We start from the raw sequence: 12,598 nt of genomic DNA on the forward strand, positions 1-12,598 counted from the left end.
AATCTCCGCGAGATCGGCATCTCCGTGCATATGATATGTACGTTTGTGCACGTTGACTCGGCAAAATATGCACGATAGTGCGCGTTTATGACGATAGAGGTTCCACTCGCCCGCAGAGATGATATCGCGGCCCGGCTCGCCGCCGGGCAGCCGGTGTCGGCTCAGGCGCTCGCCGTTGAGTTCGACGTTTCGGAGGACGCCGTCCGACGCGATCTTCGGGCGCTCGCCGCCCAGGGCCTGTGCCGGCGCGTATATGGCGGCGCATTGCCGATATCCCCAGGCGCTGTGCCGATGTCCGCCCGTGCTGTCGCTGACCAGGAAGTAAAACGGCTTCTCGCGGGCGCGGCGGCGAAAACGGTTCAGCCCGGCGAGTTTCTCTTCCTCGACAGCGGGAGCACCAACCTCGCGCTGGTCGAGTTCCTGCCCGAGGATGCGGACCTTACCGTCGCGACCAATTCAGTGGACATCGCCGCCGCGATTCTCCGTCGCCAGGATATCCGCCTCATCGTGATCGGCGGCATGGCCGACCCGGTGGTGGGCGGATGTATCGACGCTGTCGCCGTGCAGGCGCTTGTCCGGATGAGGTTCGACCGCGCCTTCATCGGCGCCTGCGCCATTTCGGACGATGGCGTCGGTGCCGAGCATTTCGAGGACGCCAGCTTCAAGCGGGTTGTCCTCGCGTCGTCGGCACGCTCGCTCATATTGGTTACGAACGACAAGATCGGCAAAGTCGCGGCGCACCTTGTCACTTCCGCTGAACAGATCGACATGGTGGTCATCGAATCCAGCGCGACACCCGGGCAACGCGCTGCACTCGATGCCGCCGGCTGCCGCAACATCCTTGTCGCTGGCCGAGCCTGATCCGGGCCGGGAGCGATGTCGATGATTTCTGCCGATCGACCGGCCACTCGGCTGGCAACCCGCCTTGCTTTCCTGGTGGCTGGCTTCGGCATCGCCTGCTGGGCGCCACTGGTGCCGTTCGCGAAGCAGCGACTGGCGGTGGATGACGCGACGCTCGGGCTGCTCCTTCTTTGCATCGGGGCAGGCTCGGTCGCGGCGATGATCGCCACTGGTCCGCTCAGCGCCCGGTACGGCAGCAAGCCGGTGATCGTCGGTAGTGGAATGGCGCTTGCCTGTGTCCTGCCGTTCCTCTCGGTCGCGGCAACGCCATTGGAACTCGGCGTCGTCCTGCTGCTGTTCGGCGGCGCGCTCGGCTCACTCGACGTGGCAATGAACATTCATGCGGTCGAAGTGGAAAGCGCCGCGCAGCGACCCCTCATGTCGGGCTTCCACTCACTGTTCAGCATCGGCGGCTTCGCTGGTTCAGCGACGATGACATTGTTGCTGTCATTGAAGATCGCGGCGCTGGTCGGCAGCCTGATCTGCTCGGCCCTGATGGCCGTCGCGATGCTGATTGCCTGGCCGCGCCTGCTCTCGTCCGCCCGTGTCGACGAAGGGCCGCTGTTCGTGCGCCCTCACGGCATCGTGCTGTTGCTGGCGGTGCTTGCGATGGTCACGTTCCTCGCCGAAGGGGCGATGCTCGATTGGAGTGCGTTGCTGATCACGCAGGCCTCGCTGGTCGACACCCGCATGGGCGGTGTCGGCTACATCCTGTTCTCGATCACGATGACGGCCGGCCGGCTGTTCGGCGATCGCCTGACCGCCCGGCTTGGCGACTATCGTACGCTGATGGGTGGCGGCTTGCTGGCCGCTCTGGGGTTGGTTCTGATTCTCGCTTCACCCGTCGCCCCCGCGGCGCTTGCGGGGTTCCTGCTGATCGGGTTGGGCGCGTCCAATATCGTGCCGGTCCTGTTCCGTCTCGCCGGCTCGCAAAAGAGCATGCCACCCGCACACGCGATCGGGGCGCTGACGACCTTGGGTTATGCGGGCATTCTTGTCGGGCCGGCCGCCATCGGGTTCGTCGCAAAGGCTGTTGGCCTGCCCGTCGCCTTCTGGGTCCTGGCCGTGCTCCTGCTTCTCGTGCCCGCGAACGCGCGACGCGTGACGCGGAAATAGCCTGCCTCATGCCGTGACCTTTGGGAGTTCGGCCGGAATAGGGCGGGCGGGATAAAGAAAGCGGCGCGGGGTGATCGTTCTTCCAGTGGATGGCCAATTGTTTGGACAAATCCTGACGTAAAAATCAACCGGTTCGGATGTTAAATACGGTATCAATATCACCGTGCTTGTCTAGATGGCCCTGCAACGGGAGGAGAGTGGTGCGCTGCGGCCAGTCAACTGCTGAAAGTGGTGCAACATTTCATAGCGAGTGAGTTTTCGATTGTTGTAATGGTGACGGCGCGCTGGTGAGTATCAATGTCGCCAACAGATGATCCATTTGACATGATGGAGAGAGTTTTCGGTTGGATAGCCGCATGCGCGGGGGCAGCCATTCTCGTTGCCATGTCGATCGGGTGCGCGTCGGCCCAGGCGCAGGAGGTGCCGCCCCCCAGTTCCGGCCATTCGGACATCATCGTCACAGGCCGCCGTCCGCCAAATGCGCCAGGCTCAGTCGAGGATCGATACGCCGCCGACAGCATCCGGACGTTGGGCGCCATGACGATCGGCGAGGTTATCGAACGCCTTGAGCGCCGCAACGGCGGACGCCCCTTTTCGATCATCGTGAACGGCCGCAGGCTTGCCGACATCTCGGATCTTCGCGACGTTCCCCCGGAGGCGCTGGCCGAGATTCAGATCCTCTCGAACAGGAGCGCCGGAAACTATGGCTTCACGCCGGAGAACAAGGTCCTGAACCTTGTCCTCAAGCCCCGTTTCGCCTCAACGACCGCCGACCTTGGAGTGCGCTTGCCCACGGAGGGTGGGGGCGACGACGTGACCGCTGCCCTGCGGCACATCAAGATCGACCAGGAGAGGCGTTTCAACGCTTCTGTATCCCTGCAGGGAAATACCGGACTGGACGGCCGCGACCGCATCGCCCTGCTCGAAGGTGGAGCGAACGATGCGTTGACCCCCTATCGCACCTTGCTGCCGTCGAGCAGAGCGGCCTCCCTAACAGGCGGGCTGGCGCTGCCCCTGGGTTCCACCAGCGTGACAATATCCGCGGCGCTTTCGGATTCGCTGTCGCGGCAGCTTGCCAGGTTCACGCTGGCGGAGCCCGGGGAAGGGAATGTCGGGACCGACGGCAATGCAGCGCAATCCATCACGGCACGCGGCGTGATCGATGCGTCGCGTACGCGTTTCTACCAGATCGGCCTCAGCGCCTCCGGTGCGCTGAAGCGCATCACCTGGACGGGCGAACTTACCGGCTCCGTCACGGTCTCCCGGACAGGCAGCCAGCTTTCCCGGCGGGAAATCCCCGGCCTTTCGGCTGATGGGGATCTGGCGGCTCTTCCTGGGAGCTATGTGCCGCTCGCCATCTCGTCCAGCAGCGGCACCCTGGGGGCCGCCCTGAGCGCGAATGCGCCCCTGGTGTCGCTGCCTGCCGGCGACCTGACCGCCAATATGAGGCTGAGCGGCTCGCTCCAGCGCCTCGTGTCGACGAACGGCGGGGGCCAGCCGTCACGGCAGGTAGCCGGACAGGGGCGGTATCGGGGGCATCTCGGGTTTGACGTGCCGGTCGTCGGCCCGGGCGTGCCCCTTGGCGGTTTCCTGGGGCGGGTCGCGCTGTCGGCGAGCGTCGATTCCGAATGGGTAAGTTCCGCCGGCCGATACCCGAGCTATGATGCCAGCGTCGAATGGCAACCGGCCGATTTCCTCTCGTTCAGCCTGGGCCGGAGCCGCGCCGAGACGCCGCCCGTCCTCAACCGGAGCCGGGATGCGGTTGTCTATACGCCCGGTGTGCTGGTGGTCGACACGCTGACCGGCGACTATGTTCTGGTGACGCGCATATCCGGGGGCGAAACCCGCCTGCGCGCCGTGTCGGAGGATATGTCGACGCTCCGCCTCAGCCTGAGCAAGGCCGTCGGGCCGACCAATATCTCCGCCACGACTGAATATATATCGTCAAGGATCGCCAACCCGGTCGTCTATACCGGCTATGCGAGCGCGCTGTTTCAGCGCGTATTCCCCGGCCGGTTCATAAGAGATGGTGCCGGTCAGCTCGTCTCCATAGATGTGCGCCCGTTCAACGCGTCCGAGGAACGGCGCAACATCCTGAAATCCAATCTGCACCTCACCGGCATCGTGGGCGCGACAGGTGGTGGCGCACCCGCTTTGGCGGACAATCGCGCAATCACCTGGGATTTCAGCGTCACGCACGAATGGACATTGCAGGACACGCTGAGCCCTTCCGCCGGCGCGGCTGGCATCGATCTGCTGAAGACCCCCCTTGATGGCGTCCAGGGCACGCCGCGACACAGGATCAACATCGAGGTCGATGCCTCTTATCGGGCCTTCACATTCCAGCTCGGTGCGCGGTGGAGATCGGGGGCTCGCGTGGAGGATATTTCGGCCTTGGCTCCCTATTCGATCCGATACGCTGCTTTTGGCACCGCGGATGCTGGGATGTCCTGGACGCTTCCGCAGAAGGATTCGAAGCCGGGCCACTCGAAACCGCTTCGTCTGTGGCTGACAGTCGAGAACCTGCTCGACAAGCGGTTCTCGGTGCGTGATTCCAACGGGCAAGTCCCTGCCGCATTCAGCCCTGCGTTCCTTGACCCGACAGGTCGTGTCATCGTCATTCGGGCAAGCCGGGCATTGTGACTGCGTGGCGGGGGCGTCATCCGGCCAGGGTGCGGCGCGGGTGGCAACCGGTCTTTTCGAATTGCTTCCGTAACAAGATTTCCGGGATTTCCATTTTCTCAAAGCATTATTCTGGACAATTTAGATCAGTTTTGGCCGTAAAAATTATTATCTCCACATTGGTTTATATAATTTCTGCAATATTTATCAGCGTTGACTCCAATTTGGTAGCGATATCCTCCACTGTCGTCCCAAAAAAATCGAAATGAGTGTTTTCAATGGAGATCGTCTCTGGCATTTATTTGGCTGCTATTGCAGCATAACCGAGAGGATATTCACCATGAAGACTTTGTCTGTCGTTGCCGGTATTGTCGCCCTGTTGTCGAGCGCGCCTGCATTCGCTTCGTCCGTGTCGATGACATTCCAGAATGTCGGGACGGCTACGATGGTGCCGAACGGCGTGAACACCTGTGGCGTCTTTGCGCCGACACCCGCGAACATCCTTGCTGGTGCTACCTCGCCCACCTCCAGCACGAATTGCGGCACTACCTCGGCCGCGCACGTGACCTACAATATCGGTACGAAGCAGTGCGTCTTCCATATCTCGACCATCTACACGCCGGCGAATCCGCTGACCGGCGCATCGGCCTACTGGACCCCGAACGCCTCGACGACGGCGAGCGGCAGCGCGACCTGCAAGGTCGTCAGCCAGGATATCTCGCAGATCTTCACGAACGGCAATTTCGCGGCGGTCTTTTCAATGAAGTAAGTCGAATGGGGCGTGCCGGCGCGCGCCCCATTCACTTCTTTTTATGGAGATCGGCTTAGTATTTTGTTTCGGTAATGGCCTATGGACAAGTGCAGGCGGAGGGCGCGTGAGTATTTCAACGACCGGCGTCGGATTCAATCGCTCAGGCATCGCGCTGGGTACGACCGCCGCCAAATACGCCGCGCTTGCGCCGTCGCCGTCGAGAACCGCCGACGCGGCGAAAACATCCGCCATGAATACCGGCGACGTCGTGCAGATCTCCGACGCTGCGAAGGCGGCCGCGGCGGCGCTTCAGAAACCCAGCCCGGCTGACAATGCAATTGCGGCCCGCAGCAAGCTGGATGCGTTGTACGCGGATGCCAAATCGGACGGCACCTTCATCACCTTCGACACGGCAAAGGGCGGTCGCCAGCTCGATATGAGCGCGCTCAGCGATGAGGAACTGGCAGCGATCGCTGTCGATCATGGCGGTTCCTTCTCGCAAGACGAATCGAACGATGCGGCCGGCTGGCTCAACCTGCGCCTGGCGAAGACCCTCCAGCCGTTCCAGAACGCTACGATGAACGGCGATCGCCGTGCTCATGCGATGACACTCAACGCGCTCTACGACAGTGCCAGCCAGGATGTGCGGGACGCGCTTGGCTGGACGCCGGCGATGCGCAGCGAGGGCGACACCCTGCTGTCCGGCGACACCGCGCGCTTCGGCAGGCTGGACTGGCCGTCGATCTTCAGCAATCTTCGGGACGCCTCGAACAACGGCGGCATGGCTTATAAAGGGTGAGCGTGCGGCCTGGACCGAGGCTTCATTCCAAAAAACTTCAGTTCCGGATGCACGGCCCGATATAAAAACGGCGCAGGGTCTCCCCTGCGCCGCTTCATCGATCAGCCCGTCGGCTTGATCAGTTCCTCCTCTTTTTCTTCTTGCCCGTGTCCGCCGGCTCGTCGGTGGGCGTGCTGGCGGTGGTTGCCGACGGATCGGTCGGCGCTGTGGCTGTCGTGCTGTCCGGTGCGGGCGCGGGCGTCGTCGCTTCGGGGGCCGGGTTCGCCGGCGGCTGGCTCATCGGATCGGCCGTTGGCGCGTTGGTCGTCGGCGGGCTGCTTGGTGGAACCTGCTGCGCGGTGGCGGGCAGGGCGATGGCAAGCGCGGCACCGGTGACGGCGGTACTCAAGATCCTGATATTCATGGCTGTTATCCTCTCGGTATAGGGCCCCTGTACCGATGGACATGGGGCAGGCCTTTACGCGTTTCGACCCTGAGTCGGTGGAGCGAGCCTCTTGCGGGGCGTGCGGAATTCACCGGATCGGTTCGTCCTGTACCTCGGCTCAGTTCGTCGCACGACGCCGCGGCGTCAGCGCAGGTCGCGGTAGAGGTCCTCCGCCGACTCCTCCGCCTCGCGCCGAATCCGGCGCAGATCCTCCCAGGCCTCCAGCTTCATCGACCGGAAATTCGCCAGGCACACCGCGTCGCCGGCATCGGGTGAACGGCCGAGCATCGCCTTCATCTCGTCCTTCGACCGTACCAGGATGCCCCGTGCCGTCACGCTCCAGTGATAGGCCGCCAGGTCGGCGCGCAACGTCGTATCGTCGGGCAGCGCGATCGGGTCGGGCCCTTGCGGGTCGAGCGCCTCGCGCAGGCGCCACACCATCTCGGCGCGCATATTGGCGAATTTCAGGCGGCCGTCCGCTGTTCCGGTGGCGCTGGCGGCGGCGGCGTTGACCGCGACTGTCTGCACGCCATTCTCGGTGAGGAAATTGGCGGTGGTCAGGCCCCATCCGATCACGTCGACATGCACCACGGCCCGGTCGCGCCGGTGGCGGATGACATGGCCGGCGGTGACGGGCCCGCCAGCTTCCTGCGGGATCTCACGCCCCGGAATGCGGATCAGCGGGGCGAACCAGCCGCCATGCCGGCACGCGATGACGAAAGCGTCGCGGCCGCCCACCGCGACGTCGACGCCTATCGAGTCCATTGCCGGCATCGGGTCGCGTGGGCGCCAGCGCGCCATTGCAGCGTCGATCCAGGCGGTGGGGATGACCTGCCAGTCGTCATCCTCAACCCCGGCCGCGAAATCGCCGTTGAGCATCTGCGAGCGAAGCGGTTCGGGCATCGCCTGGAGCGTGTCGATGTAACCGGTACGCAGATAGAAGAAATTGTCCGTCACCCGGCTCGGCACGAAGGTGCGCGATCGCGGCGTGATGATCTTCTCCGCGCCGAAATCGGCCGGGTCGAAATCATAGAGCGGCTGGTGCCGGAAGATCACGAAGGGTTCGGCGCGCGGCATCTCCACGTCCCGCCCGCGGATGGTGGTGAACCAGCGAAGCTCGCCTGGTTCGGCCGGGTTGGAATGGTTCCTGTCGAGCCAGGGCCCGAAGAAATCGAGCACCCAACGGCCCTCCGCGCTGGTCGGCGGGTTGAACGTCATCAGCACCCGGGCGCGCTGGCCCGGGTCGCTGGTCCGTGCCCAGCCCATGGTGAAGCGCACCTGCGCCTCGCGCATCTCGGTCACCTCGTCATAGGCGATCAGGTCATGTGCGCGGCCCTGCCATTTGTGGTGATCGCCCGGATTGTCGAGCCCGCCGAACTCGATCAGGCGGCCGCCGTCTGGGGCCGGAATCTTCCACACCGATTTCTGCGCGGCATAGCCCCTGGTCGAGCCTAGGATCTCCCCGATGCGCTGGACGATGCCGTCGGTCTGCGCTTTCTCCCGCCGCAGGATCAGCGACCGGCGGTGCCGGGTGAGCGCCAGCCCGGCGACCAGATCGGATTTGCCGCCGCCCGCCGCGCCGCCATAGCCGGTGATGTCGGCCGCGCTCTCGAGCGCGCGCATCTGGGCGCCGGGCTGCGGCCGCCACGGGCAGGCCCGGGCATCGGCGGCGAGCAGTGTGGCGATCTCGGCCCGTTCCTCCGGTGTGGCGCGGGCGAGCAGGCCGTCGAGCGCGGCGGGATCAGTCGGGATCATCGATGTCGCCGCCATGTCCGATCAGGTCGGGCTCGCGCGCGCTGATGGTGGTGAGAAGCGAGGCGAGCCGCGCGGCGATCGCGACCGGCTCTGCCGCCGTCTGGCTGCCGCCTTCGCCGCCGCCGTCGCGCGCGGTCATTCCGGCGATGCCGCCGGCAGCCGCGCTCCCGGCCGCGCCATAGCGCCGGGGGTCCCAATGCGCGAGCACCCGCAAGCGCGTATCGATGCGCAGCTTGGACCGGGCGATACTGTCCGGGTTGCGGACCGGCGGGTCCTTCTCCTCGGCGTCAGCTCGCATCACCCAGTCGTTGCGGCTGTCATCGGCGATCTCGAGCATCTCCTCCGCGATCGCATCGAAGCCGATCGCGCGTGCCCAGGCCATGCGGTGCGCGAAATCCTCGTCCTTCATCCAGTCATAGACGGTGGACCGGCCCACCTGCAGTGCCCGGCACAGCTCCCGCAAGGTGCGGCCACCGGCGATGCCGGTCAGCAACTTCTCCTCCATGCTCGCGCTGCGCCTCGTCATCGCCCGTGGTTAGGGGAGGACGTCGCAGGATTGAATCGAGGGGCTTGCGAAACGTTGAGGGAAGTTGTTGCGATGGTCAGGCCATATCGCCTGGGTTAACGGACATGGTGGGCACGGGCAGGTGAGGTGCGTCGGGTTGCGGATCTCCGGTGCGGCGGCTTTCAGCGGAATCCCGGAAGTGCGCGTCGCACGAAGATCTTTTCGGTGCCGAAACCGGGGCCGCTCACTGACACACGATATTCCTGTCCCGCTTCCATCTTCGCCTTGACGAGCCTTGGTAGTGCGGAGGAATCTCGGGGTAGACGATCTTGCTTCTGCAATTCTCGGCATCTTCCACCTCGAGTTGTAGGGAGATCATCCAAACATCGGGGATGGCAAAACCGGATTTTCCGGGAGCTACGTGCGATTATCGATACTTTTGATACAGGGCGGGTGCTTGCTCCCATCGTCCGTTTCGATGCTTATCGGGCCATCGCCGAACTGCCGAACGACGATATCTACGGCAAGCTGGCAGGACGAAAGGCACAAAAGGCTGCTCCGGAAAGCAGCGAAAGCCCAGGATGTCTAAAAGCCATATATGCCCGACCCTTTCAGACGCGCTTCAAGCCGGCGCCGTTCAGCCAATGTTGATGGATTGTTGGCCGCGCGCAATGCCGCATAATCACCGGCCGTCTGGGCTTGCCCTCCGATGGTCTCCTTATCGATGACCCCGTCTCACGATCGTCGTGCCCGCACCGTAACTGGCACCGTAGATATCGATGACATATCGATGGCCGGGCACCAGTGCCTCGTCGGATTCGCCGTGATAATGAGCCGGGATTTCGGGGTAGATGATCTTATTTTTGCATTTGTCATCGTCCAGCCCCGAGTCGCGATTCACTGTCCAAATGTGCGGCGAGTCGATTTCGTCTTTTCCGTCTACAAGCTTGATGATGTTGACAGTGTAGATGCACGGCGGGTGGTCTGTCCCGTCGGCTGATGCGATTACGATGCGGCCATCGTCCAGTTGCGTGACGGTGATTTTCACCGCAAACTGGCAGGACGAAAGGCATAAAAGGGCTGCTCCGGAAAGCAGCGAAAGCCCAGGATGTCTAAAAGCCATATATGCCCGACCCTTTCAGACGCGCTTCAAGCCGGCGCCGTTCAGCCAATGTTGATGGATTGTTGGCCGCGCGCAATGCCGCATAATCACCGGCCGTCTGGGCTTGCTCTTCGATGGTCTCGTTGTCGAATGTACGGCTCCGCTTATCATATCTGTATACCGCATCCCGATCAAAACCCTGATCGAGGGATGGGCCGAACACCAGTTCATCGGTGACGTACCGATCGCCAAAATTCTTGAAGCCAAGGCGCTGATTTTGCGCGACATGGTAAAATTCGTGTATGAGGGTCTTTAGGCTTCGGTCAGTCTTTGAAAAATCGCTACGATAATGCCATAATAAAGCGCTTATTGCACGTGTCGCGTTACTTGTATTTCGCGGCTTCGATTCAGTCCATCAATGGAAAATAAAATAAACGATCTTAATTTGAAATATACTGATGCCTGGATATCGATTATTTATCACACAATCTGGTGTCGGAATAACGGTGTCGGGGGTGTTTAAATTCACCATTTTGTGCATTATTGTCGATTCGTCGTTGTCACTTGGTGAATCTGATAGGATCTGTGCCCGGGTCACTTGGTCCGGATTTGCGCGCAGAATCCGAACAGCGACGGTTCGCGATCGACTTCACGACATCGTCGACCCTAAGACCGCGTGGGGCGAGGATGCCGCTCTTCCTCACCACGCCCCACGGATGGGCTTCAGTCGCGATGCTGCCGTCTGCACGGGTTTCCAAGTCGGACGATTGTAACCACCAGGCATCCGCGGCGTCATAGCGGATCGGACGCAATAGCTTCTCGTAATCGGGGGGCGGGTTGAGATCGTCGGCCTCGGGGGGCGGAGCGAATGGCGCTGTCACCGGGATGACGAAGCTGCCATCCCTGCTACGCACGAGGCTATCGGACATCTCGACGATACGGTATCCGCCCGATCCGTCCGACTTGAGATAGAACAGGAAATATCGGATGCGGCTATTGTAGCGGGTATGCAGCCCCGTGTTGATGGTGACGGTCGATCCGGCCAACCGTCCGGCCATCACTTCTTCAACATCGAAAGTAATGCGAACCGGCGAGCGAAGAATGATGCCTTCCCCATCGGGGACTGGGAGCCAGTGGTATCGTGGCGCACTGGCAACCAGCGCCACGTCGAAGCATGGCAGGGTCCCTGCATCAGTGGACGGCGCTGCCCGCGGTTTGACGGGCTCGGATAGGCTAGCCTGCTGGAGCGCCTTGCCAGAAGCTTGGGGAGCTGCCCAGGCTGCCAGGGTCAACCCCAAGATAATCGCTATTCCCGCCGGCTTGCGCATCTTAATGTGTTTCCTGCTTCGCTTTCTTGACCTTCGGGGTGAGGTATTTCTCTTGGGCCGACGTCAGATTGTGCCGGATAGTCGAAGCTTGCGATTTGGTGGCTACCGCTAAGGGGCGCCGTGAAAATCAATTGACCGTCGATCATTTCATGTCACCCGTTGGTGCTATGATAAATCTTCGCCATCTGGATGCTATATCTTCACAGCGCCTTAGTATATCCCATCCCTCCCCAGCCGAAACATCGTCTAGCATCCCGTCGTTTCCTTTGGTCCCCTTTTCTCGGGTTACATATGACCGTGCATGCCAAAGATCGGAATGTCAGGTCCCGATGGCTGGCCCCGGCCCCGCCATCTGTCCGATCGGCGTGAGCAGTTCGCCGGGTATCGTAATGCCAGTGGTGAGCGTGTGGGATGACGGTGCCGGGGGCAACGGCCCCTGATCCCCGGGGGCCCATCCTTTGCCGCCCGCTCTCATCAGTGGTTAAAAACGGCGCGGCGGGCGCTTTTCGTCTTTTGCAAAGGATGACGGCCGCTCGATCGTCAGTTCCCGGATCATCCGGCGCATCTCATCGTCGAGCCGCTCCGCGCACCGCGGGACCGGGTAGGCCGTGCAATCCGCCGTGCGGATCGCCTCCCAGCGTCGGGTCGCCTCCCGCGTTGATATCAAGTTGCTGATCGACTCACGCAGATCCGGTGTCCGGTCGATCCAGTCGAACAGGCCCCGCTCGCCCCGAACGGGCTTGCGCGGCGGCGGCACTTTGGCAACGCTGGTCAATATCTCGGCACGGCGGCGCGCAAAATCGGCATAGGTGGAAACGGCGCCAACCACGTCCGCGCGGGAATAATTTGCGTAATAGGCACGGTCCGCATTCTGCGCTTCCTGAAAGGCAGGGATCATCGCGGCGAGGAAACTGTCGCGACGCGTGCCGGTACGAGCGCGCGGCAGGAGCTTGTTATAGGCGTCGATCGCAGTGTCATCGCACGCCTCGAAAAGTTGCGGCGAATAGCCGCGCGTCTTGCAGTCCCCCCGACGGGTACCGATAGCCGTGATGGCCCGCTTCGCGCGCGCTATCGAAGGTGCGCTGGCGATCCTTGCCTTCGCAGCGGAAGCCACCGCCGCGACGGGTGAGAGGGTGATCGACACTGCAGCGGCAATGGCGACACAAACAAGGGTTCGTGTCCCTCTCCAGCGCTTCATCGATCCCGCTCCCGACCTATATCGTCTCCACGACAAGTGATCTCTTTTTGTTCTGGTTGAGTCAATAGCCGGGCGAGCCGTTCCGACAGCGTGCCGCG

At 62.5% G+C, this 12,598-nt stretch carries 13 protein-coding genes; 7 read left to right on the top strand and 6 right to left on the bottom strand.

The annotated features are described in order from the left end of the window. Nucleotides 1-87: 87 nt before the first annotated feature. From NDN01_RS24930 to NDN01_RS24950, 5 genes are all read left to right on the top strand, one after another. The gene (locus NDN01_RS24930; protein WP_272624912.1) at nt 88-861 is read left to right on the top strand and encodes a DeoR/GlpR family DNA-binding transcription regulator; all 774 of its coding nucleotides are present in this window, start codon (nt 88-90) and stop codon (nt 859-861) included. A gap of 21 nt (nt 862-882) precedes the next feature. Further along, nucleotides 883-2,016: an MFS transporter gene (locus NDN01_RS24935; RefSeq protein ID WP_272624913.1), complete on the top strand. Its 1,134-nt coding sequence runs from the start codon at nt 883-885 to the stop codon at nt 2,014-2,016. Between the two features lie 384 nt (nt 2,017-2,400). Then, nucleotides 2,401-4,659, top strand: coding sequence for a hypothetical protein (locus NDN01_RS24940; RefSeq protein ID WP_272624914.1), 2,259 nt, complete (start codon nt 2,401-2,403; stop codon nt 4,657-4,659). Nucleotides 4,660-4,978: 319 nt separating this feature from the next. After that, nucleotides 4,979-5,407 (top strand): hypothetical protein, encoded by a 429-nt coding sequence (locus NDN01_RS24945; protein ID WP_272624915.1) that lies wholly within the window; start codon nt 4,979-4,981, stop codon nt 5,405-5,407. Nucleotides 5,408-5,513: 106 nt separating this feature from the next. After that, a complete protein-coding gene (locus NDN01_RS24950) occupies nt 5,514-6,188 on the top strand; it encodes a hypothetical protein (protein WP_272624916.1) in 675 nt (224 codons plus the stop codon). Nucleotides 6,189-6,306: 118 nt separating this feature from the next. On the opposite strand, the gene NDN01_RS24955 is transcribed toward NDN01_RS24950, so the two are convergent. The 3 genes from NDN01_RS24955 to NDN01_RS24965 all read right to left on the bottom strand — a co-directional run bounded on the left by NDN01_RS24955 (nt 6,307) and on the right by NDN01_RS24965 (nt 8,893). After that, entirely contained in the window at nt 6,307-6,591 is a 285-nt protein-coding gene (locus NDN01_RS24955) for a hypothetical protein (RefSeq protein ID WP_272624917.1), read from the bottom strand. 165 nt (nt 6,592-6,756) lie between these two features. After that, nucleotides 6,757-8,382 (bottom strand): terminase large subunit domain-containing protein, encoded by a 1,626-nt coding sequence (locus tag NDN01_RS24960; protein WP_272624918.1) that lies wholly within the window; start codon nt 8,380-8,382, stop codon nt 6,757-6,759. Beyond that, nucleotides 8,354-8,893, bottom strand: a complete 540-nt coding sequence (locus NDN01_RS24965) for a hypothetical protein (RefSeq protein WP_272624919.1) — start codon at nt 8,891-8,893, stop codon at nt 8,354-8,356. Before NDN01_RS24965 ends, NDN01_RS24960 begins: the two co-directional genes overlap by 29 nt. 432 nt (nt 8,894-9,325) lie before the next feature. On the opposite strand from NDN01_RS24965, the gene NDN01_RS24970 reads away from it, so the two are divergent. Further along, nucleotides 9,326-9,523 carry a hypothetical protein gene (locus NDN01_RS24970; protein WP_272624920.1) on the top strand — a complete coding sequence of 66 codons (198 nt, stop codon included), beginning with the start codon at nt 9,326-9,328 and terminating at the stop codon, nt 9,521-9,523. 67 nt (nt 9,524-9,590) lie between these two features. On the opposite strand, the gene NDN01_RS24975 is transcribed toward NDN01_RS24970, so the two are convergent. Continuing rightward, nucleotides 9,591-9,920 carry a hypothetical protein gene (locus NDN01_RS24975; RefSeq protein WP_272624921.1) on the bottom strand — a complete coding sequence of 110 codons (330 nt, stop codon included), beginning with the start codon at nt 9,918-9,920 and terminating at the stop codon, nt 9,591-9,593. 178 nt (nt 9,921-10,098) lie between these two features. On the opposite strand from NDN01_RS24975, the gene NDN01_RS24980 reads away from it, so the two are divergent. After that, entirely contained in the window at nt 10,099-10,290 is a 192-nt protein-coding gene (locus tag NDN01_RS24980; protein WP_272624922.1) for a hypothetical protein, read from the top strand. A gap of 244 nt (nt 10,291-10,534) precedes the next feature. Here the strand turns inward: NDN01_RS24980 and NDN01_RS24985 are convergent, their stop codons facing one another. Both NDN01_RS24985 and NDN01_RS24990 read right to left on the bottom strand, forming a co-directional pair. Continuing rightward, nucleotides 10,535-11,302 (bottom strand): hypothetical protein, encoded by a 768-nt coding sequence (locus NDN01_RS24985; protein ID WP_272624923.1) that lies wholly within the window; start codon nt 11,300-11,302, stop codon nt 10,535-10,537. Nucleotides 11,303-11,783: 481 nt separating this feature from the next. Beyond that, nucleotides 11,784-12,446, bottom strand: a complete 663-nt coding sequence (locus NDN01_RS24990; protein ID WP_272624924.1) for a hypothetical protein — start codon at nt 12,444-12,446, stop codon at nt 11,784-11,786. Nucleotides 12,447-12,598: the final 152 nt, after the last annotated feature.

The organism is Sphingomonas sp. QA11 (assembly GCF_028473665.1).
GTDB lineage: Bacteria > Pseudomonadota > Alphaproteobacteria > Sphingomonadales > Sphingomonadaceae > Sphingomonas > Sphingomonas phytovorans.

What these genes read in the sequence shown, in the direction of transcription:
- NDN01_RS24930 (WP_272624912.1), top strand. Translation starts at nt 88, where the DNA reads ATGACGATAGAGGTTCCACTCGCCCGCAGAGATGATATCGCGGCCCGG.
- NDN01_RS24945 (WP_272624915.1), top strand. Translation starts at nt 4,979, where the DNA reads ATGAAGACTTTGTCTGTCGTTGCCGGTATTGTCGCCCTGTTGTCGAGC.
- NDN01_RS24940 (WP_272624914.1), top strand. Translation starts at nt 2,401, where the DNA reads ATGTCGATCGGGTGCGCGTCGGCCCAGGCGCAGGAGGTGCCGCCCCCC.
- NDN01_RS24965 (WP_272624919.1), bottom strand. Translation starts at nt 8,893, where the DNA reads ATGACGAGGCGCAGCGCGAGCATGGAGGAGAAGTTGCTGACCGGCATC.
- NDN01_RS24985 (WP_272624923.1), bottom strand. Translation starts at nt 11,302, where the DNA reads ATGCGCAAGCCGGCGGGAATAGCGATTATCTTGGGGTTGACCCTGGCA.
- NDN01_RS24955 (WP_272624917.1), bottom strand. Translation starts at nt 6,591, where the DNA reads ATGAATATCAGGATCTTGAGTACCGCCGTCACCGGTGCCGCGCTTGCC.
- NDN01_RS24960 (WP_272624918.1), bottom strand. Translation starts at nt 8,382, where the DNA reads ATGGCGGCGACATCGATGATCCCGACTGATCCCGCCGCGCTCGACGGC.
- NDN01_RS24935 (WP_272624913.1), top strand. Translation starts at nt 883, where the DNA reads ATGATTTCTGCCGATCGACCGGCCACTCGGCTGGCAACCCGCCTTGCT.